22 protein-coding genes are annotated in these 21,587 nt (G+C 38.1%); 10 read left to right on the top strand and 12 right to left on the bottom strand.

The genetic code is table 11. From position 1 onward, the window contains the following. Positions 1 to 48 precede the first annotated feature (48 nt). Entirely contained in the window at positions 49 to 876 is an 828-nt protein-coding gene (locus J0A69_RS02640; protein WP_206584960.1) for a hypothetical protein, read from the bottom strand. A gap of 67 nt (positions 877 to 943) precedes the next feature. Then, entirely contained in the window at positions 944 to 1,384 is a 441-nt protein-coding gene (locus J0A69_RS02635) for a hypothetical protein (protein WP_206584959.1), read from the bottom strand. 69 nt (positions 1,385 to 1,453) lie between these two features. Between J0A69_RS02635 and J0A69_RS02630 the strand changes: the two genes are divergently transcribed. Continuing rightward, positions 1,454 to 3,133, top strand: coding sequence for an amidase (locus J0A69_RS02630; RefSeq protein WP_236032594.1), 1,680 nt, complete (start codon positions 1,454 to 1,456; stop codon positions 3,131 to 3,133). A 34-nt stretch (positions 3,134 to 3,167) separates the two neighbouring features. Here J0A69_RS02630 and J0A69_RS02625 read toward each other — a convergent pair whose 3' ends face one another. Continuing rightward, the gene (locus J0A69_RS02625) at positions 3,168 to 3,731 is read right to left on the bottom strand and encodes a hypothetical protein (RefSeq protein WP_206584958.1); all 564 of its coding nucleotides are present in this window, start codon (positions 3,729 to 3,731) and stop codon (positions 3,168 to 3,170) included. Next, positions 3,728 to 5,254, bottom strand: a complete 1,527-nt coding sequence (gpmI, locus tag J0A69_RS02620) for a 2,3-bisphosphoglycerate-independent phosphoglycerate mutase (RefSeq protein ID WP_206584957.1) — start codon at positions 5,252 to 5,254, stop codon at positions 3,728 to 3,730. Before gpmI ends, J0A69_RS02625 begins: the two co-directional genes overlap by 4 nt. A gap of 135 nt (positions 5,255 to 5,389) precedes the next feature. Here gpmI and J0A69_RS02615 point away from each other — a divergent pair, with 135 nt between their 5' ends. The 3 genes from J0A69_RS02615 to J0A69_RS02605 all read left to right on the top strand — a co-directional run bounded on the left by J0A69_RS02615 (position 5,390) and on the right by J0A69_RS02605 (position 7,164). Then, positions 5,390 to 5,785 (top strand): DUF4783 domain-containing protein, encoded by a 396-nt coding sequence (locus J0A69_RS02615; protein ID WP_206584956.1) that lies wholly within the window; start codon positions 5,390 to 5,392, stop codon positions 5,783 to 5,785. Positions 5,786 to 5,838: 53 nt separating this feature from the next. After that, positions 5,839 to 6,696 (top strand): carboxylating nicotinate-nucleotide diphosphorylase, encoded by an 858-nt coding sequence (gene nadC / locus J0A69_RS02610; RefSeq protein WP_206584955.1) that lies wholly within the window; start codon positions 5,839 to 5,841, stop codon positions 6,694 to 6,696. A gap of 63 nt (positions 6,697 to 6,759) precedes the next feature. After that, the gene (locus J0A69_RS02605; RefSeq protein ID WP_206584954.1) at positions 6,760 to 7,164 is read left to right on the top strand and encodes an META domain-containing protein; all 405 of its coding nucleotides are present in this window, start codon (positions 6,760 to 6,762) and stop codon (positions 7,162 to 7,164) included. On the opposite strand, the gene corA is transcribed toward J0A69_RS02605, so the two are convergent. The 4 genes from corA to J0A69_RS02585 form a co-directional block, all read right to left on the bottom strand. Further along, positions 7,165 to 8,274 carry a magnesium/cobalt transporter CorA gene (corA, locus tag J0A69_RS02600; protein ID WP_206584953.1) on the bottom strand — a complete coding sequence of 370 codons (1,110 nt, stop codon included), beginning with the start codon at positions 8,272 to 8,274 and terminating at the stop codon, positions 7,165 to 7,167. It lies immediately after the preceding gene. A gap of 1 nt (position 8,275) precedes the next feature. After that, positions 8,276 to 9,220 carry a tRNA epoxyqueuosine(34) reductase QueG gene (gene queG / locus J0A69_RS02595; protein WP_206584952.1) on the bottom strand — a complete coding sequence of 315 codons (945 nt, stop codon included), beginning with the start codon at positions 9,218 to 9,220 and terminating at the stop codon, positions 8,276 to 8,278. Positions 9,221 to 9,523: 303 nt separating this feature from the next. Further along, entirely contained in the window at positions 9,524 to 11,293 is a 1,770-nt protein-coding gene (locus J0A69_RS02590) for a sigma-70 family RNA polymerase sigma factor family protein (protein ID WP_206584951.1), read from the bottom strand. A 115-nt stretch (positions 11,294 to 11,408) separates the two neighbouring features. Then, positions 11,409 to 11,615 carry a hypothetical protein gene (locus tag J0A69_RS02585; RefSeq protein ID WP_206584950.1) on the bottom strand — a complete coding sequence of 69 codons (207 nt, stop codon included), beginning with the start codon at positions 11,613 to 11,615 and terminating at the stop codon, positions 11,409 to 11,411. A 61-nt stretch (positions 11,616 to 11,676) separates the two neighbouring features. Between J0A69_RS02585 and J0A69_RS02580 the strand changes: the two genes are divergently transcribed. Both J0A69_RS02580 and J0A69_RS02575 read left to right on the top strand, forming a co-directional pair. Further along, a complete protein-coding gene (locus tag J0A69_RS02580) occupies positions 11,677 to 12,777 on the top strand; it encodes a vWA domain-containing protein (RefSeq protein ID WP_206584949.1) in 1,101 nt (366 codons plus the stop codon). A 5-nt stretch (positions 12,778 to 12,782) separates the two neighbouring features. Continuing rightward, on the top strand, positions 12,783 to 14,306 hold the full coding sequence (locus J0A69_RS02575; protein ID WP_206584948.1) for a P-loop NTPase family protein: 1,524 nt from the start codon (positions 12,783 to 12,785) through the stop codon (positions 14,304 to 14,306). A 78-nt stretch (positions 14,307 to 14,384) separates the two neighbouring features. Here J0A69_RS02575 and J0A69_RS02570 read toward each other — a convergent pair whose 3' ends face one another. The 4 genes from J0A69_RS02570 to hflX form a co-directional block, all read right to left on the bottom strand. Next, positions 14,385 to 14,744 (bottom strand): DUF1304 domain-containing protein, encoded by a 360-nt coding sequence (locus tag J0A69_RS02570; RefSeq protein WP_206584947.1) that lies wholly within the window; start codon positions 14,742 to 14,744, stop codon positions 14,385 to 14,387. A 64-nt stretch (positions 14,745 to 14,808) separates the two neighbouring features. Continuing rightward, positions 14,809 to 15,144 (bottom strand): n-acetylglutamate synthase, encoded by a 336-nt coding sequence (locus J0A69_RS02565; RefSeq protein WP_206584946.1) that lies wholly within the window; start codon positions 15,142 to 15,144, stop codon positions 14,809 to 14,811. 9 nt (positions 15,145 to 15,153) lie between these two features. Then, positions 15,154 to 16,221 carry a PAS domain-containing sensor histidine kinase gene (locus J0A69_RS02560; RefSeq protein WP_206584945.1) on the bottom strand — a complete coding sequence of 356 codons (1,068 nt, stop codon included), beginning with the start codon at positions 16,219 to 16,221 and terminating at the stop codon, positions 15,154 to 15,156. A gap of 78 nt (positions 16,222 to 16,299) precedes the next feature. Continuing rightward, entirely contained in the window at positions 16,300 to 17,562 is a 1,263-nt protein-coding gene (hflX, locus tag J0A69_RS02555; protein ID WP_206584944.1) for a GTPase HflX, read from the bottom strand. Positions 17,563 to 17,761: 199 nt separating this feature from the next. On the opposite strand from hflX, the gene rfbC reads away from it, so the two are divergent. The 4 genes from rfbC to J0A69_RS02535 all read left to right on the top strand — a co-directional run bounded on the left by rfbC (position 17,762) and on the right by J0A69_RS02535 (position 21,584). Further along, the gene (rfbC, locus tag J0A69_RS02550) at positions 17,762 to 18,316 is read left to right on the top strand and encodes a dTDP-4-dehydrorhamnose 3,5-epimerase (RefSeq protein ID WP_206584943.1); all 555 of its coding nucleotides are present in this window, start codon (positions 17,762 to 17,764) and stop codon (positions 18,314 to 18,316) included. Then, a complete protein-coding gene (locus J0A69_RS02545) occupies positions 18,316 to 19,062 on the top strand; it encodes a tyrosine-protein phosphatase (RefSeq protein WP_206584942.1) in 747 nt (248 codons plus the stop codon). Before rfbC ends, J0A69_RS02545 begins: the two co-directional genes overlap by 1 nt. A 9-nt stretch (positions 19,063 to 19,071) precedes the next feature. Further along, on the top strand, positions 19,072 to 20,025 hold the full coding sequence (locus J0A69_RS02540; protein ID WP_206584941.1) for an NAD-dependent epimerase/dehydratase family protein: 954 nt from the start codon (positions 19,072 to 19,074) through the stop codon (positions 20,023 to 20,025). Positions 20,026 to 20,168: 143 nt separating this feature from the next. Next, positions 20,169 to 21,584: a tetratricopeptide repeat protein gene (locus J0A69_RS02535; protein WP_206584940.1), complete on the top strand. Its 1,416-nt coding sequence runs from the start codon at positions 20,169 to 20,171 to the stop codon at positions 21,582 to 21,584. Positions 21,585 to 21,587: the final 3 nt, after the last annotated feature.

Genomic DNA, 21,587 nt, shown 5'->3' with positions numbered 1-21,587 from the left:
AAAAGCCCCATTTGGGGCTTTTTTTATGTTCTCAATTTTAAACTCTGATTACTTTGAGTAAAGTGGAGTTCGTTTGATAAGATACTGAAGTGTGATTTCGTAAGCATTTTCACTTGGCCAAAAACTATCATGCGTATCGGCATAGACATTTTGTCCATGATCATTATAGATTTTTAGATCCACGTTAGTGTTGAAATTGGCAGTGGAGGAACTGGAACCAAAATTCGTACTGTTGTATCGATTTCCGTTGCTTTTGCTGCTGTATGAATTTGAGCTAGTACTAGTTACGCTCGTCTGCGTGATCACTACGGTTCCATAGACAACATATTCAACTCCTAAGAGATTGGCCATTTCCTGAGGTGTCAATCCAACAAAGTTATCCAGAGACAAGTTGTTTTTTACCAAAATGGCATTCGTAGTCATCGGGTCTTGAATATTGAACAAAGCCGCTTTTTTTCTTAAAAACGTATAGCAATCAGACTGGACTTTCAATCCCATTTTCTCATCCCTGGTCCCTCCCGAATTCATATAATCAAAAGGTAAAACCGCTACTATATTATGATGCGATTGAACTGAATTATCTGGTTTGGATGCCGCGGTTGTTTCTTCAGGAGCATTTGGAGCGGCAGTGAAAAACTGCACTCGACCACTTGCAAACTGAATCTTATTGATCTCGGTTTTTTTGACAGTGTAGGAAAGTGATTCACCTTTGTAAATAAACTTGATCGCATCATCATTGATTTCAGTCACTTTTCCTAACATTTCTTCCCCGTTGATTTTCACTACTTTATCATATTGCTCCTCTTGGGCAATTGCAGCAGAAAACATCAACATAAAGAAGAATAAAAGCAGAGAGATGTTAGTATATCTTTTCATTTCAAGATTGTTTTTGATCAAAAGAATAAAATCAAACTATTATTAAAGAGTAAACGAAATAGAAAATTTATTTTGGGCTTTCGGTCTCAAGGTAATTTTTCACTTGAAGGCCTCTTAAAAATATGATTATCAAAGGTATTAGCCAAATAATTTCATTGACGATCAAATGAAAACCGCTTCTTTTATTCCATCCAATTTCAGGCAAAAAACCTAATGTAAACCAGATAGCTAGAATGATTTTGCCGGTAATTCCAGCTATAATCATGTACACCCAGCTTACAGGATAAAAAGCACTTACAAAAATGATCAGGCCTACCAAAATCCCAAAGGTACCGTAATAGGAGCTTGGTAAATTCTCAAGCGAAACATTTTCGATTGCTAGCCAGTTGATCAAGGCCGGACCAAACCACTTAAAAAAGGCAGACCAAGCAATGGTATACATTCCTGCAAGTAAAAGTATTCCTCTAAAATGCATCGGAAATACCGGAAATGGGGTTTGCTCATCCATGAGTGGTTTTGTTTATTTTGGTTTATTAAAGATCTTGATCCCTTATTCTTTTCTCTACAAAACTATCCAATGAAACTTAATAATCGAATGAGTACACGTGGTTTTCTGGTATTACTTGGAGCATGTGCTTGCCTGGCGGTAGGTTTTACACTCGGTAAACGGGTGGGTGAAATCACTCCGGTTGCCATTGATGGTGCCTCTGAATTGATTGGAATCAATTTTACCCCTGCCGAGAAAGATAGCATGATCGGTAATCTTCAAAATCAACTTTCAAATTTTGAGAGCCTTCGAAAGGTTGAATTAGATAACTCTGTCTCACCGGCTTTGGTTTTCAATCCACTACCGACGGGTTTTGCTCCTAGTACGGATCAAAAGGCAATCGATTGGGGACTTCCTGCTTCGGTCAACTTGCCAGAAAAAGAAGCTGATATTGCTTATTTACCCGTTCATGAATTGGCAGTGCTGATAAAATCCAAGAAAATATCCAGTGAACGCCTGACAAAAATTTATCTGGATAGGATCAAAACTTATTCCGATACGCTTCAATGTTTGATCACTTTGATGGAAGATTCTGCTTTGGAAAAAGCGCGCGCTATGGACGCAGAGCTTGCAAATGGCAAATACAGAGGGCCACTTCATGGCATTCCTTATGGGGTCAAGGATTTATTGGCAGTGGAAGGAACAAAAACCACTTGGGGCGCTATGCCTTACAAAGATCAAGTGATCGAAAAGACTGCTACCGTTGTCACAAAATTGAATGATGCTGGTGGTGTTTTGGTCGGAAAATTCACACTAGGTGCTTTAGCAATGGGTGATGTATGGTACGGAGGGAAAACGAAAAATCCATGGAATCTAAATCAAGGAAGTAGTGGATCTTCAGCTGGCTCAGCATCCGCAGTAAGTGCAGGTTTAGTTCCTTTCGCGATTGGTACAGAGACATTGGGTTCAATAGTATCCCCTTCTACAAGAAATGGTGTGACAGGCTTGAGACCTACTTATGGAAGAGTCAGTAAAAATGGAGCCATGGCATTGAGTTGGTCGATGGATAAAATCGGACCTATTTCCAGATCTGCTTTAGACGATGGAATCATTTTATCTATCCTCAATGGACCAGATGTTTATGATGCCAGTACGATTGCAGCAGCTTTTAACTATGATGCTAAAAAATCAGTAAAAGATCTAAAAGTCGGTTATTTCAAACCTTATTTTGAAGGGGAAAGAGTGAGTCCCAATGATCTGGCTGTTTTAGATTTGCTTAAAAATCAAGGGATTGAATTACATCCTTTAGAGTTAAAAACTTCAATTGAGGCTGGCCCAATCGTTATGATGCTGATGGTGGAGGGAGCAGCAGCTTTTGATGAATTGACACGCTATGGATGGGATGATCAATTGGTGGCTCAGAATAAAGGTGCCTGGCCAAATTCATTTAGAGCGGCACGATTTATTCCTGCTGTGGAATACGTCCAGCTCAGTAGACAAAGAACAGTGTTGATTCAGGAAATGCATGAGTTGATGAAGGAATACGACGTGATTGTAACCCCTTCTTTTGCTGGACCGCAATTAAGGATTACCAATTTGACGGGCCATCCAGCTTTATGCTTACCAAATGGTTTTACAGAACAGGGAAATCCAACTTCAATTACTTTGCTAGCGAACTTGTTTGAGGAAGAAAAGCTGGTGATGCTAGGGGATTTTATCCAGAAAAATTCAGATTGGCAGGCAAAAAGACCTCCGATGTTTAATAAATAAAAAAAGGCTCTGGATAATCCCAGAGCCTTTTTTTTTAAAACCTTAAAGCACCCATTATTTTGATATTATTGGGTTTTAGAAACCAGATTTTTTGGGTGGTTTCTATCGAATAATGATCTATTTTTTGAGTGACATTTGAAATATAAAGCTCAGCATTGGTATAGGAAGTGTAAAAGGTATTCTCCTTTGCCATTTTTATTGTGATCAGATGAACTTTATCATTGATAATGCTCACTGTGATGTTTTTAACATAGGCTTTGGCGTCAGGAAATAATTCGTGAATCAAATATTCATTCTTAACCTGAGTGTCATAGGATGAAACCAATGAAGCTTTATTGATATCGGCTTCAAAAAACACATCCAATTCATCTCTCCACTGCTCTTGAGTGAGTACAGTATCTACTCTCGTTTCTTGCCCGTTGATTCTAGATATTTTTGACACATAAGCAGAATCTAATCCGACAATTGCCTGCTCCATGTACCCTTTCAAATCAAAATAGGGCAATTTTTCAAGTTGGCCTGAATCATTTTTACCTCCTGTACATGAGAAAACCCCAAGCAGGAAAATGCCAATAATTAGTCTGATTTTGAAATTCATTCACTCAATAAAATTTCTCCGGACATATCAGCCGGGATATCCACTCCGATTAATTTTAAGATAGTCGGTGCCAGATCACCTAATTTTCCATCTTTTACAGGAAGTTGATCTGCATTATCCACCATGATAAAAGGAACCAAATTGGTTGTGTGTGCGGTATTTGGAGTTCCATCTTCATTGATCATCATGTCACTATTGCCATGATCTGCAATCACGATGATAGTATATCCATTTTCCAAAGCGGTGTTGATAACGCTCTCTGCACATTTATCCACTGCTTCGCAGGCTTTTACCGCTGCATCAAAAACGCCGGTATGACCTACCATATCCGCGTTTGCGAAGTTGAGGCAAATAAAGTCCGCGCTTTTTCTTTTTAGCTCAGGATTGATTTTGGCTGCTATTTCAAAAGCACTCATTTCCGGCTTCAGATCATAAGTTGCCACTTTTGGAGAAGGGCAAAGTAATCTGCTTTCGCCATCAAACATCTCTTCCCTTCCTCCAGAGAAAAAGAAAGTCACATGAGGATATTTTTCTGTTTCAGCGATTCGAATTTGCTTCTTACCAGCTTTAGAAAGAACCTCTCCAAGTGTATTATTTAAGTTATCTTTTTCGAAAAGGACTTTTACACCTTCGAAAGTGCTGTCATAATTAGTGAAGGTTACATAATCGACAGCTAGTTTTTTCATATTGAAATCCTCGAAGTCTTTTTGAGTCAAAACTTGGGTGATTTCTCTACCTCTGTCTGTTCTGAAGTTGAAACAGATTACCAAATCACCTTCTTCAATGGCAGCTAATGGTTTTCCGTTTGGACCTACGTGGATTATTGGCCGGATGAATTCATCCGTCACGTTATTTTCATATGATTTTTTGATCGATGCGAGAATCTCTTTGGACTTTTCTCCTTCAGAATTCACCATTGCATCGTAGGCAAGTTTGACCCGCTCCCATCGGTTATCTCTATCCATGGCATAATACCTTCCAACTACAGAAGCGATCTGGCCAGCCGAATGAGTCAAATGATCCTGAAGATCTTTCAAAAAGCCTAATCCGCTCTTTGGATCAGTATCGCGACCGTCTGTAAAAGCATGAATAAAAACATCTTCTAATCCATTATGCTTTGCCGCATCACAAAGTCCTTTCAAATGGTTGATATGAGCATGAACTCCACCGTCAGAAACCAAACCGATGAAATGTGCTTTTTTCTTCGCTGCTTTTGCTTTTGCAAAAGCTTCTACCAATACAGGGTGGGAGTTTAGATCACCGTTCTTTACAGCTTGGTTGATTTTTACCAAATCTTGGTACACTACACGGCCGGCGCCTATGTTCATATGACCAACTTCTGAATTTCCCATTTGGCCTTCAGGCAATCCCACTGCTAGTCCGGAGGCTTCTAGCTTGGCATGCGGATACTTGGTGTACAAGCTGTCTACAAATGGCGTGTTAGCTTTATCAATTGCAGATACGGATGGATTGGTGGCAATTCCCCAGCCATCCAAAATCATTAAAAGTACTTTCTTGTCCATGGAGCAAATATATCAATTTTCGACCCAATCCCGACTGTTAAACTTTTCCTGACAGGATTTGTCTTTACGATTTTTAAAACCAAAACTGAGTCCAAAAAATTCTTTTTTTGGCTTAGTATTTGCCAAGCTAGGGTGATGACAATTTTAAACCTATTCTTTTCTTTGATTTTTCTTTTCCATAGTGTTGCTATGGAAAAAGGAGAAGAATATACTATTGACCCGGTAATTTCAGCAATTGAATCTGGCTCTAGCGGAGAGCTGGCAAAATATTTTGATTCCAGTATCTCATTGAATGTCAATGGGCAGCAAGGGAATTATTCAAAAAATCAGGCGGAAATTGTAATTCGGGATTTCTTTAAGAAAAATCCTTCTCAAGGATTTTCAATTGTTTACAGCAGTGAAACAAACCCGAGTATGAGCTCTTTTATCGGGGATTATCTCAGTGGTCAGGGAACTTTCAAAGTCTTCATAAAGGTTTCTCAGCAGGATTCGAATTTTAAGATTTATAGCCTTGAGTTTGTAAAAGGCTAAATCATTTTCAAAAAAAATCCTTTCCAGCTTTTCATTTTGCCTAATTTTGAAGCATGAAACCAGCTTACCTGACGGATGATGCCATCCAAAATTTCATCCAAGCAGCATTAAAAGAGGATATTGGACCTGGAGATTATTCTTCTTTGGCATCAATTCCCCCCGGCAAAATGGGACAGGCTCAGCTTTTGATCAAAGGAGAAGGAATAATTGCAGGGATTGAATTGGCTGAAAAAATTTTTAATGCCTACGATCCAAAGCTTGAGGTTGAATTGTTGATTTCGGATGGCGATTCAGTTCGGTTTGGAGACGTAGGATTGATAGTAAAGGGACCATCTGCCTCTATCTTATCTTCTGAGCGTTTGGTCTTGAACTGCATGCAGCGGATGTCTGGAATTGCAACATTGACTCATCAGCTTACCGAAAAAATCCTACACACCAAAGCAAGGCTGATGGATACCAGAAAAACCACTCCTAATTTCCGATTGATGGAAAAATGGGCTGTTCATATTGGAGGAGGGATCAATCATCGGTTTGCCTTGTATGATATGGTGATGCTGAAAGATAACCATGTCGATTTTGCTGGAGGAATAAAACCTGCGATCACTCAAACAAGAGCCTACCTAAAAGCCAATAATCTAGACCTGAAAATCGAGGTTGAAACCAGAAATTTGGCCGAAGTGGAGGAAGTTATTGAAGTGGGGGGAATTGACTTTATCATGCTTGATAACATGGATTTTGAAACCATGAGGAAAGCTGTTGCCATGATCGGTGATAAATTCAAAACGGAAGCATCGGGGGGAATTACCTCAGAAACTCTAGTATCGGTTGCAGAATGCGGAGTAGATTTTATCTCAATGGGAGCTCTTACTCACTCCGTTCAAAGCATGGATATTAGCTTAAAGGCCTTCTAATGCCAAAACAATAAGGATTTTGGCTTGGTTTATGCCTGATAACATCTATTAACTAAACCAATCATGAAAAATTTACTGTATATACTTTCCATATTTGCTTTGATTTCTTGTAGCTCCAAATCTTTCCCGGACTCAAAATGGGAAAATAAGCAGTGGACACTCGTAGAAATTATGGGAGTACCAGTTCAGACTTCTGGCTCGGCTCAGGATGCGCACTTGATTTTTGATGCAGATGATCAGCAGGTTACAGGTTCTGGGGGTTGTAATAGTATTTTTGGATCCTATGAAATTGGTAAGAAAAACACCTTGAAGTTTGGTGAAATTGGAGCCACTAGAATGGCTTGCCCGAATACTGCTTTTGAAAATAAATTTTTGGAAACGTTGAAATCCGTAAGATATTTCCAACAATCAGGTGGGCAACTTCTGCTCAAAAACGGGGAAAAGGATATTATCCTAAAACTTCAATAATCAAAGCCAGTTTTTCCTTCTGAAGAAAAATAGCATTCCTAGGACAGCTATTCCCATTACTCCCAAAACATAGAAATAGCCATTTTGCCAATGTAATTCGGGCATGTTTTCGAAGTTCATCCCATAAACTCCCGCCACAAAACTCAAGGGAATAAAAATGGTGGAAATGATAGTCAAGACCTTCATGATGTTATTCATCCTGTTGGAAAGACTATTCATATACAAGTCCAAAACACCAGAAGACATATCTCTGAAAACTTCCATGGTTTCGATGACTTGAATGGTATTTTCATATAAATCACGAATGAAAGGTCTGACCTCGGGTGAAATTTTATGTTCCGCGTACTTATCGAATGAACCGATCACTTCCCGAAGCGGATAAACCGATCTTCTGAGATCCATCATTTCTCTCCTTTGTAAGTAAAGGGAATTGAGTGTTTCATTTCCTGGTTCCAGCATGGCTTGGGATTCCAGGTTTTCGATCCGCTCCCCGATGTTTTCCATTACAATGAAATAATTATCAATCACAGCATCGAGAAGCGCATAGAGTAAATAATCGGCTCCTCGCTGCCGAATGGCGCGTTTTGGGTCGAGTAATCTATCTCTGACAAATTGAAAAACGTCTCCTTTTTTTTCCTGAAATGTGATCAGGACGCTGTCATGTAATAGAAAGCTAACCTGTTCTTCATCAATCGGTGATTCGGGAGTTGGGCATTGGATCATTTTTAAGGTAGCAAATACATAATCCTCAAAAACCTCCATTTTCGGCCGCTGGTCCACACTCAGAATATCCTCTAAAGTCAATTTATGAATGCCAAAGGCCAAACCGATCTGCTCTAAAATATCTACGTCATGGAGTCCAATTACATCGATCCAAGTTACTTTTTTCTGGAGTTTCAGATGATCTTCTAGTTGATCTAGCTTGATGATTTCTTCGTAAAAATCGTTTTCATCATAGGTGATTAGATTGATAAAAACCTCTTCTTGTTTTTTGTCACCGGTAAAAACCAAAGAAGCCGGTGGCAAACCGATTTTATGACTTGGCTTCTTTTTCTTTTTAGTCTTAAATAATTTCTGGACGCTTTTCAGACTTGGCTTTTGAACACTCATGCTATTCGCTTTTTTTCAATTTAAGAAAATCTAGGTTTCTTTTCAGGCCTTTGAATTTTGTTCTTTTTACAGCTGATTTTTTAAAAACCTTTCGAAAAGTTTCTTCTGTGATTTCCTGCCAATCTCGGTTTGTAAATTCTGCCAAGTCGGGATGGAGCTTGAATTTTTCTTCTTGATGCGGTTTTGAAAAGCGGTTCCAAGGACAAACATCTTGGCAAATGTCACATCCAAAGGCCCAATTATCCATTTTCCCCTGAAATTCCATGGGAATTGCATCCTTTAGTTCAATGGTCAAATAAGAAATACACTTTGATCCATCCACAACTCCACTACCCACAATGGCATCCGTAGGACAGGCATCCACACATGCAGTGCAGGTCCCACAATAGTCCTTTGCCAAAGGTGTGTCTGGGTTAACTTCCAGATCTATGATGAGTTCGGCCAGGAAAAAGAAACTTCCCCTTTGTTTATTCAGTAATAAACTGTTTTTACCGATCCACCCCAAGCCGGCTTTTTGTGCCCATTGGCGTTCCATAACTGGAGCGGAATCTACAAATCCACGACCTTCTATCGGTCCAATTTCTTCTCTTAGGATTTCTAAAAAATGATTGAGTTTTTCTCTGATTACTTCATGATAATCCTCTCCATAAGCGTATTTGGCAAGTTTAATTGAGCCTTCAGTTTCTGGGAGTTTCTGCTCTGGATAGTAATTGTAAATCAAAGAAACCACTGTTTTGGCACCTTCCACCAGTTTGGTGGGATCCAATCGCTTGTCGAAATGATTTGCTAAATAGCCCATTTCACCCTGATAGTTCCGGCTGAGCCATTCTTCCAGTTTCGGGGCTTCTTCTTCCAAGAAACCTGCCTTTGCTATCCCGCAAAAATCAAAACCCAGAGATTTTGCAGTGGATTTAATTATTGAAGCGTGTTTCTCGGCAGGAGTCATGAGGTAAAGATAAGTACTTAAGTGTTTGAAAAATTAACCACTGTTTTAGATTCGGTTTTAAGTGAAAAAAGAAAGGCCGCTCTGATTTACCAAGAGCGGCTTTTACCACTAAATTCCCTTATATAAATGCTTTACCTTATTTCAATTTTTTTTAGAGTTAGAATCCATATTTCGTTGATTTTTTCTTTCAACTCTATTAAAAATAGATCTAAAGAAAACAATTTCAGCTTGGAGGCACTGGACAAAAAGTGGACAACTGTTTATAGCATCATTAAGCTAAAAATGGGCTGCTTTGGAGGGTTTTTAAAAGTCCAATAAGAACTCTTCCAGATTAACTTCTGAAGAAAGCTCCATTCTTTGACGGAGTCGCTGGCGGGTTTTGTGTACACTATCTACCGAAACCCCGAGGATGTCTGCCATTTCCTTAGCAGAAAACTGTAAACGAATCAAGGAAGCGATTCTTTGTTCGGCAGGTGTAATTGTTGGAAAATTTTCTTTTACCCTACTGAAAAATCCCGGATACACTTTCTCAAACATCGATTTAAATTCGCTCCAATCTTCATCTGTAAGAATTCTGGAATGGTTTAACTGTTCCAAATATTCTTGTCTAAGATCAGTTTGATATTTGTCGTCTAATTCGCTTTCTAAAGCTTCAAGAAGCTTAGCTTTTTCCAGAAGTTGCTTTGTGAAAGATTTCAATTGATTTTTTACGATTCTAACTTCAGTTTCCTTAGCATTTTTCTCCAGCACAGCGATTTTATTCTGGTACATCAGACGTTTTCTTTGCCAGCTGAAATAGGTAAAACCAACACCCGAAAAAAGTATTAAACAAAAAATGATGACATTCCTTCGTTGTTCGGCCTCTTTCTTCTGAATTTGAAGTAATCCTAATGAATAGGTCTTTTCGGTATTATCTATTCTTGACTGCACTACTGATTGATCCGCAAGCGAAGCCAAATACTCAAGAGAATCATGAAGGGAATTATACTTTTCGAAATAATAAAAGGAGCTGTCAAGATTTTTGAGATTTTTATAAACATCCAGCTTCGTCAAATAAGCATCTTCTAAAAAGTATTCTGTTTGAAGTCTCTTGTTTTCAAAATTTTTCAGAAGGTATTCCGCCTCGTTTAGAAAGTCGATAGCAGTTTCAACTTGGTTTTCCAAGAGGCTAATTTTAGCAAGCCAAATAAGTGATTTTGCTGCTATTTCCTTTACGTCTTCTTTGCAATTTTCATAAACAGAAGTAAATGTCTGCTTTGCTTCTGAAATTTTATTTTCCTTAAATTCTAATTCTCCAATATTCTGTTTGTTAATATATTTCCAAGCTCTTTCATCATGCAAATCACAAAACTCATCGCAGCGTTTGTAGTAATATTTGGCAGAATCCAGCTGATTGAGACGTTCAAAGGCTTGGCCTATTGTATTATAAAAATTCGCTCTTGCTGAATTTTTGGGGATTGGTTTCTCTAAGCCCTTTTTTGAATAGAGGATCGACTCTTCATAAATTCTTGTATCAAAAAGGGTTCCTCCAAGCAATAAATATTCAGAGGATTTAAGCAGTTCAGGCCTGATTTTCTCAATGATTCGAATACCGGTTAATAAATAAGTCGATGCATAATCATACCTCTGCATTTCGATCATACTATTCCCAAAATACCAATAGCATTTTCCTATCAATAATTCATCTTGTGATTCATGTGCGATTTGAACCATTTCATTTAAGATTTTCAAAACTTCATTTAGCTTTGAAGCTCCATTTTCTATTGCCTTTTCTGTTGCTATGAGATTGTAGAAACTAATTAAGTTATTATAGTTTTTGGGGTTTATTTTCTCTTTGGTTTCAACTATCAGTTTTTCAAATTCTAAAGAATCCAATGCCAAGGCAAAAGCCATTAGGTCATCGGGAAATCCAGATTTTTCAATATCTCCATTAATTGATAAATCAACTAAATCCTCAAATGATGGCTGTTCAATTTTTTTGGAGAGGGTATTTGACTGTGCAAAAACCCGATCTGTTTGTAAACCCAATAAAAAGTAGAGGTTAAAAAGAATAATCAGCTTATAAAACCGCATATTGAGAAGTTATCGATCAAGAAATTCAAAAAAACCGAATGATCGTATAGCTAAAATATACTTTTCTAAGAATACTTGCACATTTTTAATTTTCTAAAATCAATTTAGTTTTTGATTAATTGTCTTGATACCATTTATTATCAAAAGTCTCTTTTATCTCAACTGGAGCTTTTAAAACTGACACAACCATCCAGATTAATAATACTGGACTGATCAGGAATAAAAGCCATATCAGGAACATGCTCAGATTCAATTGGATGGCTATTACATAGACTATCAAAAATCCAGTAACCACTCCGACAGAGACTAGGTAGTTTTTCATCTTTTTCTGGAATTTGTGTTACTTATTAAACTCCTTTACCTCTTACCTTGTTATAGCTGACATGAAAGGATTCCGATTTACTAAGTATGTGCCTGCTCAGGATCCTGAGAAAAGTACCTTTGACAACCTGCTCAATATCTTTTTGCAACTGGTCACTATGACTGGTGGAGATGTGGCAGAGGCTTTAAGTTGGCTGACCAATCTGGACAATCGCTACCAAATGACCAATCCGAATTATGGCATTGGGGATTTTATTGAAGACCTAAAGAGCAAGGGCTATCTGACAGAAGAGAATCAAAAGGGAGAATTTAAAATCACCGGTAAAGCAGAACAGACCATTCGAAAGTCAGCTTTAGAGGAGATTTTTGGGAAGTTGAAAAGAGGAAAATCAGGTCAGCACAAAACTACCCATTCTGGTCAGGGGGAGGAAAGAGGAACAGATAGGAGAGCCTATGAATTTGGGGATAATCTGGATCAGATTGCCTTGACAGATTCACTTAGAAATGCTCAGGCAAACCATGGTTTTTCTGGAGATTATCTGCTCACTGAAGATGATCTGGAGGTAGTAGAAAACGAATTTCGTTCGCAGACCTCTACTGTCTTGATGATAGACATTTCCCATTCCATGATTTTGTATGGCGAGGATAGAATCACTCCTGCTAAAAAAGTAGCCATGGCTTTGGCTGAACTCATCAAAACTCGCTACCCAAAAGACACTTTAGATATAATTGTATTCGGTAATGATGCCTGGCAAATTGAGATCAAAGATTTGCCTTACCTGCAAGTAGGACCCTATCATACGAATACTGTGGCTGGACTTGAATTAGCTATGGATTTGCTTCGAAGGAGAAAGAATCCAAACAAGCAGATTTTCATGATCACGGACGGAAAACCAACTTGTCTCAAAGTAGGGATCAAATATTACAAGAATGCTTTTGGGATCGATAGTAAGATTCTCAGTGAGACTTTAAAACTAGCTGCACAATGCCGAAAACTTAAAATACCGGTAACAACTTTCATGATTGCTTCGGATCCTTACCTGAAGGAGTTTGTGAAAGAATTTACCAAAGTGAATAACGGGAATGCCTACTATAGCAGTCTGAAAGGGCTTGGCGACCTGATTTTTGAAGATTATAGACGAAATAGAACGAAACGCTTTTAAGCAATATGGACTACCAAAAACTGACACCAAAAGAACTCACCCAAATAAAAAATTTAGGACAGCTGAAAGCTGCTGGTTACGAACCAAAATCTATCAAAGAAGAACTTCGCGACAATCTGATTTTAAAAATCAAGAGAAAAGAGGATGTTTTCGAAGGGATTTGGGGGTACGAGGATACTGTAATTCCAGATATCGAAAGAGCAATTCTCTCTCGTCATAATATCAATTTGTTGGGTCTACGTGGGCAAGCAAAAACAAGGATTGCCAGAATGATGACTCAATTGCTGGATGAATACGTGCCTGTAGTATTTGGCTCAGAATTGAATGATGACCCATTGCAGCCTTTGACCACTTTTGCTAAAGATCTGATTGAAGAAAAAGGTGATGACACCCCTATTGGATGGTGGCACAGGGATGACAGGTTTACTGAAAAATTAGCGACTCCAGATGTTTCTGTAGCAGATTTGATCGGTGATGTGGATCCTATTAAAGCAGCAACGATGAAATTGAGCTACAATGATGAGCGAGTAATTCATTATGGATTAGTTCCTCGTTCCCATCGCTCCATTTTTGTGATCAACGAATTGCCGGATCTTCAAGCAAGAATTCAGGTAGCGCTTTTCAATATTTTGCAGGAAGGTGATATTCAGATCCGTGGTTTCAAATTGAGATTGCCGTTGGATATTCAATTTGTTTTCACTGCCAATCCGGAAGATTATACCAATCGGGGTAGTATCGTAACTCCTTTGAAAGACAGAATTGAAAGTCAGATTATTACTCACTATCCGAAATCCATCAAGATCGGTAGAAGAATTACTGCTCAGGAGGCAAATCTTAAAGGAAAGCCTGTAGAAAATATCTATGTACCTGAGTTGATGAAAGATTTAATTGAGCAGATAGCTATTGAAGCAAGAGCTTCTGAATTTGTGGATGAGAAAAGTGGAGTTTCTGCGAGATTGACTATTTCAGCCTATGAAAACCTGATTTCTGCAGCGGAGAGAAGAATGTACAGAAATGGTGAAAGCAATACCATGGTAAGAATCGCAGATTTGATTGGAGTGATTCCTGCAATTACCGGAAAAGTTGAATTGGTATATGAAGGTGAACAAGAAGGAGCCGGAATTGTAGCCTACAGCTTGATTGGTAAAGCGATTCGTTCACAGTTTGTGAACTATTTCCCTTCACCAGAGCAAAAGAAAAAATCCAAAGAAGGGAATCCTTATGTGATTCCTTTGGCATGGTTTGGAGAGGGAAATGAGCTGGATATTTTGGCTTCTCAATCAGATAAAGACTACAAAATAGCACTTCAGTCTGTTCCCGGGCTAGAAGATGTAGTCACTCAACTCGTAAAAGACTTACCAGAGAAAGAAAAGGAATTCTTTATGGAATTTGCGCTTCATGGTTTAGCTGAGTATAGCCAGTTGAGTAAAAAAATGCTAGATACAGGCTTGAAATTCAAAGATCTCTTTAGCTCCATGTTTGATATGGGACCAGGGGATGATGACGATTTTGAGGAGGATGATCTATAAGGCTTAAAACCGCAGAGACGCAGAGGGCGCAAAGTTTATTTAGATGAACTTTGCGCCTTTTGTTTTAAAAGGGATTATTTAAAAATGCAACAATACCAAGGCGATTAGCGCTGGTAAACCCTGCACCCAGAAGATTTTTTTACTTGCCGTCAAAGCTCCAAAAACACCTGCGACTAAAACACAACCCAAAAAGAAAATTGCTACATAAAATGACCACTTTGGGTCCTCAATTAATAAAGACCAAACCAAACCTGCTACCAAAAATCCATTATAAAGTCCCTGATTTGCAGCCAGCCCTTTGGTCTTTGGAAATAACTCTGCGGGTAATGATTTAAAGGTTTTTTTACCGATAGTTTCCCAGGCAAACATTTCGAAGTATAAAAAATATAGATGCAGGGCAGCAATAATTGCTATGAGGATATCGGCGGCTAATGACATAATATTTCGTTTAAAATGAAATTACACTTTTATGAGAATTCTATTCATTTTAAGTAAGTGAAAATTAAATCTCTTCTAAAATGGATTCCCCATTTGATCCGTCTCCCGAAGTCCATTGCCAGGTTTCATGGAGGCGGATTTTTTCATTTTTCATGATTTCCGGTATGGATTTACATATTCCAGTCATCAGTTCACCCGAGATATTTACTTGATGGTACCGCATGTCGATTTCTCCGGCATCATTCACAATCCCAATCAAATGCCCCTTTACTATTTTACCACCAGAATACTCACAGCTAAGGATTTTTCCATCCTGTTTGTAAATGAATAGTGTTTCCTCAGAGGTTTCCCCATTTGCAGTATTGCTAATAGGCCTAAATTTTTTTCCGTTGTAATTCATACCAATCCATTAATTCTTAAAAGTGATAATGAACTTGGTGCCCTCATTAATCTTACTTTCTACAGAGATTTTTCCACCCATAGCAGTGATATGAGAATAGACCAAATAGAGTCCCACACCTTGACTTTCAGGATTTTCAGCTGTTTTTTCTCCCAATCCAAAAATCTTGTCTTCTAAATCTTCTGAATCGAGTCCGATTCCATTATCCTCTACAATAAGCTGTCGCTTTTTCCCATTAATTTGCGTCAAAAATTTAATACGAGGAGGGACTCCCGGTTTCGAATATTTAATTGAATTGCTGATAAAGTTTAAATAAATACTTTCCATGTAAGCCTTATTGAATTTAACCTCACTGAATGTTGAAAAATCAGACTCAATTTTTGCCTGAGAGGTTAAAATCAACGTTTTGATAGAATGAGTGACATGGTCAAGTACTGACTGTAGATTTATGGTTTCTTTTTTTGCACCCTCTGTCTCAGTATGTTTTAGATTTTCTAAAAATTCATTTAGAGTACTTTTCAAGTTCACAATTCCATATTTCAATAAATCCAAAAGTTCAGCAGTTTCTGAATCTTGAATAGATTGAAAATCTATCAATTGCATAATTGACAGAAGATTATTAACAGGAGACCTCAAATCATGTGAGGTTGTAAAAGTCAATTGTTTCAGGTTTTGATTGACCCTGTTTACATTCTCCAAAAATGAATTCCTCTCAGCCTCAATGCGCTTTTTATGCGTGATGTTTTTGGCTATAGCAAATACCAGTTTTTTATCTTCAATTGGTTGAGAGGTCCAAGAAAGCCAAACTATTTCCCCTGACTTACATACATATCTATTTTCAAAATTTTGCAGCGGCTTCAACTTAAAGAGCTCGTTTCTAACCTCGGATGTGATTTGTTTATCCTCATCATAAACAAAATCATTGATGGGTCGAGAATAAAGCTCTTCCATGCTGTATCCCAAGGTATTGGAAACAGCAGCATTTATTTTTTTGAAATAGCCATCAAATCCAGCGATGCAAAGCAAATCTGGAGTTAAATCAAAAAAGCGCTCATATTCAAAGGATATGCTATCCATAAATCAGGTGAAAGCTAAAGTACTTGACTAAAGTAAAAGTTTTAAGGGAATTGATTCTATCAAAAATGTTTCATGAATCTATTCCAAATCTTTCATTTCCCAGTCAACAACTTCATTTTCTAAGTAATGGGGGTAGATTTTTTTATGCGCTTTTTTCACTTCCTGAACCAAAGCATGTCTGAATTCTTCCACATGAAGTCCTGAAGAAGCTGCCATGAAAACCGGCTTGATCCCAGTCTTTTTTTCATAGGCATCCGAAAGTGAAGGGAAATCAAGATAATTTGATTCTTCTAGCTCTAATTCGGTCATATTCATGATTCCCTCTTCATCAGGCATCTGTTCAACTAAGTCAATTTTGTTGAATACCAATAGTATTGGCTTGTCTCCAGCCTTGATTTCCTGAAGGGTCTGAGTGACCACGGCAATATGATCTTCGAAATTGGGATGTGAAATATCTACGACATGTATTAAAAGATCTGCCTCTCGGATCTCATCAAGTGTAGACTTAAAGGATTCGATGAGGTGTGTCGGTAATTTCCGGATAAAACCTACGGTATCTGAAAGTAAAAACGGGACGTTTTCTAAAACCACTTTTCTGACAGTAGAATCTACCGTAGCAAACAATTTGTTTTCAGCGAGTATATCTGTCTTGGTGATCAGATTCATCAGCGTACTTTTTCCTACGTTAGTGTATCCTACCAATGCAACTCTGACAATTCCCTTTCTCCCTTTTCTTTGGGTAAGGCCTTGTTTTTCGATATCCCTAAGCTTTTCTTTCAACAAAGAGATTTTGTTTCGGATATCCCGTTTATCTGTTTCGATTTCTTTTTCACCCGCTCCACCACGTGTACTGGTACCACCTCGTTGACGCTCTAAGTGAGTCCACATTCTTGTCAAACGAGGTAAAAGATATTGAAATCTTGCAAGCTCTACCTGAGTTTTGGCCTGAGCAGTTTGAGCTCTGTTTAAAAATATATCCAGTATCAAAAGAGACCTGTCATAGATTTTTATTTTGAGCTCATTTTCTAGATTCCTCATTTGTGAAGGTGAAAGGTCATCATCAAAAATGACCATATCTACTTCAAAATGCTCGATGTATGATTGGATCTCTTCCAGCTTACCAGAACCAATAAAGGTTTTGATATCCGGTTTTTCCATTTTTTGAGTAAAGCGATATACTGTTTTTGCCCCCAAAGTTTCTGTCAAAAATGCAAGTTCGTCCAGATGCTCCTGAGTCTCTATTTCACTCTGACCTTGTCTGATGATACTCACTAATACTGCAGTATCAACTTTTGGTGCTGTATCGTATAATTTTTGAAGTTTTTTTGAAAATTTCCCCATGTATTGCGATTGTCTAGGAATAAAATGAAGACTGCGTGCATTTAGTTTCATTTTTAAGTGAAACTATGCCTGAAAATCAGAATTTTTCCGTCTTCTCCTTACTTTTGTACAAAGTTCGGCATATTTCCTTACAATTGATTAGGATACTCAGTTTCACCTTGGTTATTTTACTATATAAAAGCCGAACAGTTAGTCACCCATGGCCGAAATTAAAAAAACACCCCTAGCCGGAGTTTTAGAGATATTTCCAAAAGTTTTCAATGATCAACGTGGTTATTTTTTGGAATCGTTTAGAGCGGATTGGTTAGAAAAAGAGGGGATTCATGAAACTTGGATACAGGATAACCAGTCTTATTCCCAAAAGGGCACAGTAAGGGGGCTTCATTTTCAAAGAGCACCATATGCTCAGGCAAAATTAGTCAGAGTCGTCAAGGGTAAAGTTTTGGATGTGATAGTAGATCTGAGAAAGGATTCTGAAACATTCGGGTCTTTCTATTCTACGATTTTGGATTCGGAGCAACATAATCTATTATATGTGCCCACAGGTTTTGCACATGGATTTTCTGTTTTGGAGGATGCAATTTTCGTGTACAAATGCACCAATTATTACAATAAAGAAAGTGAAGGAGGAATCCTTTGGAATGATCCAAACCTGGGAATTGATTGGATGGTAAATAATCCGATTATCTCAGAAAAGGACCAAAAATGGCAGAATTTAGAAGAGTTTAAAGCAACTAGTGAAGGAGGATTGTAATGGGAATTTTTGATTTATTCAAAAAAAAGGAAGTCGTATACGAAGAGTTGGATCTTAGCTGGATGCAAGTTGATATGCATTCGCATTTGATTCCAGGAATTGATGATGGTTCTAAGACCATGGAGGAATCTTTGGGCCTGATTAAAAGGCTCTCGGATTTTGGACTGAGGAAAATTATCACTACCCCACATATTATGTCGGAGTATTATAGAAATACTCCTGAGATTATAAATATGGGTCTAGCGGACTTGCGAAATGCCATAAAGAAAGAAGGGATTGAGATTGAAATTGATGCTGCCGCGGAATATTATCTCGATGAGATTTTTCTGGAAAAAGTAAAAAATGGTGAAGAGCTTTTGACTTTTGGACCAAATTATATTCTCGTAGAAACAGGGTTTATCTCGAAACCTCAAATGCTATTGGAAACATTCTTCCAACTGGAGATGGCCGGATACAAACCAATTTTTGCACATCCAGAGCGATACCAATATCTCATTCCAGACAAAAAACTCTTGGAAGATCTGGTGGACAGACAAATTTATTTTCAGATAAACCTTCTGTCTTTGACTGGGTTTTATTCCAAACAAGTAAAAGATTTTGCCGAAATGCTTCTGGAAAGAGGACTAGTTAAGTTTTTTGGAACTGACTGCCACAACCCTAGGTATTTAGACATGTTGGAGACTTTGCCAAGATCAAAATCTTACGAAAGAATCAAGGAACTAGAGATTCTAAACACAGGACTATAAACACATCAGGTGAAAATTTTTATCACGGGGATCACAGGACTTTTAGGAAGCTACGTTGCTAGAGAATTCGCCCAGTTCGGAGAAATTCACGGACTGAAAAGAGCCAATTCCTCCACTCGTCTTTTGGATGATGTTGATTTTCCGATTCAATGGTATGAAGGGACACTTGCTGATCTGGATGTAATTGACGAGGCAATGGAAGGCACCGATTTGGTCATCCATTGTGCCGGTAAAGTTTCTTTTCTTCAAAAAGATGAGGAAGAACTCTTTGAAGTCAATGTAAAAGGAACTGCTAATCTCGTGAATGCCATGCTTTATTCCGGAGTCAAGAAATTGATTCATGTCAGTTCAGTGTCTGCTTTGGGAAGAAGTCCGGAGCTTAGGCATGTAGATGAAAATCATAAATGGGTAGACTCCCCCATGAATACTAAATATGGTACTTCGAAATATTGGGGCGAACTAGAAGTTTGGCGAGGTGAGCAAGAAGGTCTCGATTTGATCGTTGTCAATCCATCTGTGCTTTTAGGAAAAATCAAAGACGATAGAAGCAGCACGGCAATTTATTCTCATGTTTTAGAGAATAGGAGCCATTATCCTTTAGGAAGTATCAATTTTTTGGACGTTCGCGATGCCGCCAAAATTATCAAGAGGCTGTTTGAAAAGGGAGCTTGGGGAGAACGATTCATTTTGAATCAAGGCAGTATGAAATATCAGGAGTTCTTTCAGAAAATGGCTCTGGCTTTTGATAAGAAAGCCCCGACGAAACCAGTTTCAGATTTCATGCTGAAAATTTTATTGTTTGGGATAGGAATAGCAAGAAGACTAGGATTATCCAAAACACCGCTCAATAGGCAGACGGCCATGATTTCGCAACAGGATATTGTTTTTGAAAACAAGAAAATCCAGGATTTATTGGGCTTTGAGTATACCCCTTTAGAAGAAACCTTTTCTTGGGCGAAATAAACTTATTTTTTGAAGCATTCGTTTGCTAGATAATATGTCGAAAGTCCTGAATGATTATTTCAATCATTTGTTGTAAAAATTAACAATTCGGCATTTTGAGAGATCAATTTATTTGGTATCTTAAATAAACTTAACTCATCCTAATGACTGGAGATCACGATCACGATTGGGAAAATGATAAAAAACTGGTAGAGCGGTTTGAAAATTCCCTGAAATCCAATTTGGATTTGTACTTTGAAGAAGAAGAACTTGAAGATATTATTCGGTTTTACTTCGATCAGCAGAAATTTCTAAAAGCATTGAGAGCTGCTGAATTTTCCCTTGAAAAATTCCCCTTTTCAGTAGAAATAAAGTTGCTAAAAGCACAATGCCTGATCTTCAATGATGAATTGGAAGAAGGCTTGAGCATTTTGGAAAACATCAACAATATTTCTCCAAATAACGAAGATATCATTCTTGCACTTGCCAATGCCCATATTTTAGCTGGCAGTCCGCAAGATGGAATCGAACTTCTTGAAAATTTCCTGCCCCTTGCCGAGGATAAAGCAGAGGTTTATTATTCTCTTGGCAACCTTTATCGTTCGAAAAATGACAATATAAAAGCTTCTCATTATTTCAAAGAAGCCGTTAAACTTCGTATCAATCACGAGGATGCCTTGTTTCAATTGGCGATGATCACTGAAGAGGAAGGTTCCTTTGACGAAATTCTTGAATTCTATCAGGAGTTCATTGATCAAGATCCTTACAGTGCAGGTGCCTGGTATAATCTAGGGGTGGTTTATAATAGACTGGGCAGATTTGAAGAAGCTATAAAAGCCTATGATTATGCCATCATTATTGATGATTCTTTTGCTTCGGCTTATTTCAATCTGGGAAATGCCCTGATGAATACCGAGCAATACGAATTAGCCTTGGAGGCATATCAAAATACCATCAATTGTGAGGGAGCAAATGCTGAAAATTGCTGCTACATGGGAGCTGCGTATGAGAAGCTTGGTAAAATTGAAGAAGCTTTCAAATACTTCAAAAAAGCGGCAAAGCTGGATGAAGAATACGACGATGCCTGGTTTGGATTAGGCATGTGTATGTTAAAAAAAGAGAAATTTTTCGAGGCAATTCACTATTTCAAAAAGGCCCTAAACCTTAATAAAGAGAGTCCGAATTATTGGGTTGGATTGGCAGATGCAGAGTTTAACCTAGGAAATTTACAGGCCAGTTCTGAAGCTTATGAAGAAGCTATCAATCTGGAACCCGGTATTTTAGAGACTTATATCAACTTATCCTTGATCTACTTTGATCAAAACAGATTTGAAGAAGCTATTGATGTCATTCGAGAAGGAATTGAGGAGCTTCCGGAAGAAGCTGAGCTTTATTATCGAATGGTTGTTTTTCAAATCAAAATGGCCAATTACAAAGAAGCGTTTTCATATTTGGAAAATGCATTAACTTTGGCCTACGATAGGCACGTGGTTTTGTACGAATTAATGCCAGAGCTGAAGAAGCAAAAGGCTATGTCCAAGATCATCGCCCAATATCGGGAGGAAAATCCCAAGCCCTAACTT

Origin of the sequence: Algoriphagus pacificus, assembly GCF_017254845.1 — a bacterium.
Lineage (GTDB): Bacteria > Bacteroidota > Bacteroidia > Cytophagales > Cyclobacteriaceae > Algoriphagus > Algoriphagus pacificus.
Note: the sequence above shows the minus strand (reverse complement) of the source record. Positions and strands in the feature narration are given on the sequence as shown.

What these genes read in the sequence shown, in the direction of transcription:
- J0A69_RS02630 (WP_236032594.1), top strand. Translation starts at nt 1,454, where the DNA reads ATGAAACTTAATAATCGAATGAGTACACGTGGTTTTCTGGTATTACTT.
- hflX (WP_206584944.1), bottom strand. Translation starts at nt 17,562, where the DNA reads ATGGGGAAATTTTCAAAAAAACTTCAAAAATTATACGATACAGCACCA.
- J0A69_RS02590 (WP_206584951.1), bottom strand. Translation starts at nt 11,293, where the DNA reads ATGCGGTTTTATAAGCTGATTATTCTTTTTAACCTCTACTTTTTATTG.
- rfbC (WP_206584943.1), top strand. Translation starts at nt 17,762, where the DNA reads ATGGCCGAAATTAAAAAAACACCCCTAGCCGGAGTTTTAGAGATATTT.
- queG (WP_206584952.1), bottom strand. Translation starts at nt 9,220, where the DNA reads ATGACTCCTGCCGAGAAACACGCTTCAATAATTAAATCCACTGCAAAA.
- J0A69_RS02625 (WP_206584958.1), bottom strand. Translation starts at nt 3,731, where the DNA reads ATGAATTTCAAAATCAGACTAATTATTGGCATTTTCCTGCTTGGGGTT.
- J0A69_RS02560 (WP_206584945.1), bottom strand. Translation starts at nt 16,221, where the DNA reads ATGGATAGCATATCCTTTGAATATGAGCGCTTTTTTGATTTAACTCCA.
- J0A69_RS02580 (WP_206584949.1), top strand. Translation starts at nt 11,677, where the DNA reads ATGAAAGGATTCCGATTTACTAAGTATGTGCCTGCTCAGGATCCTGAG.
- J0A69_RS02535 (WP_206584940.1), top strand. Translation starts at nt 20,169, where the DNA reads ATGACTGGAGATCACGATCACGATTGGGAAAATGATAAAAAACTGGTA.
- corA (WP_206584953.1), bottom strand. Translation starts at nt 8,274, where the DNA reads ATGAGTGTTCAAAAGCCAAGTCTGAAAAGCGTCCAGAAATTATTTAAG.
- nadC (WP_206584955.1), top strand. Translation starts at nt 5,839, where the DNA reads ATGAAACCAGCTTACCTGACGGATGATGCCATCCAAAATTTCATCCAA.
- J0A69_RS02545 (WP_206584942.1), top strand. Translation starts at nt 18,316, where the DNA reads ATGGGAATTTTTGATTTATTCAAAAAAAAGGAAGTCGTATACGAAGAG.
- J0A69_RS02575 (WP_206584948.1), top strand. Translation starts at nt 12,783, where the DNA reads ATGGACTACCAAAAACTGACACCAAAAGAACTCACCCAAATAAAAAAT.
- J0A69_RS02615 (WP_206584956.1), top strand. Translation starts at nt 5,390, where the DNA reads ATGACAATTTTAAACCTATTCTTTTCTTTGATTTTTCTTTTCCATAGT.
- J0A69_RS02585 (WP_206584950.1), bottom strand. Translation starts at nt 11,615, where the DNA reads ATGAAAAACTACCTAGTCTCTGTCGGAGTGGTTACTGGATTTTTGATA.
- gpmI (WP_206584957.1), bottom strand. Translation starts at nt 5,254, where the DNA reads ATGGACAAGAAAGTACTTTTAATGATTTTGGATGGCTGGGGAATTGCC.
- J0A69_RS02605 (WP_206584954.1), top strand. Translation starts at nt 6,760, where the DNA reads ATGAAAAATTTACTGTATATACTTTCCATATTTGCTTTGATTTCTTGT.
- J0A69_RS02570 (WP_206584947.1), bottom strand. Translation starts at nt 14,744, where the DNA reads ATGTCATTAGCCGCCGATATCCTCATAGCAATTATTGCTGCCCTGCAT.
- J0A69_RS02565 (WP_206584946.1), bottom strand. Translation starts at nt 15,144, where the DNA reads ATGAATTACAACGGAAAAAAATTTAGGCCTATTAGCAATACTGCAAAT.
- J0A69_RS02635 (WP_206584959.1), bottom strand. Translation starts at nt 1,384, where the DNA reads ATGGATGAGCAAACCCCATTTCCGGTATTTCCGATGCATTTTAGAGGA.
- J0A69_RS02640 (WP_206584960.1), bottom strand. Translation starts at nt 876, where the DNA reads ATGAAAAGATATACTAACATCTCTCTGCTTTTATTCTTCTTTATGTTG.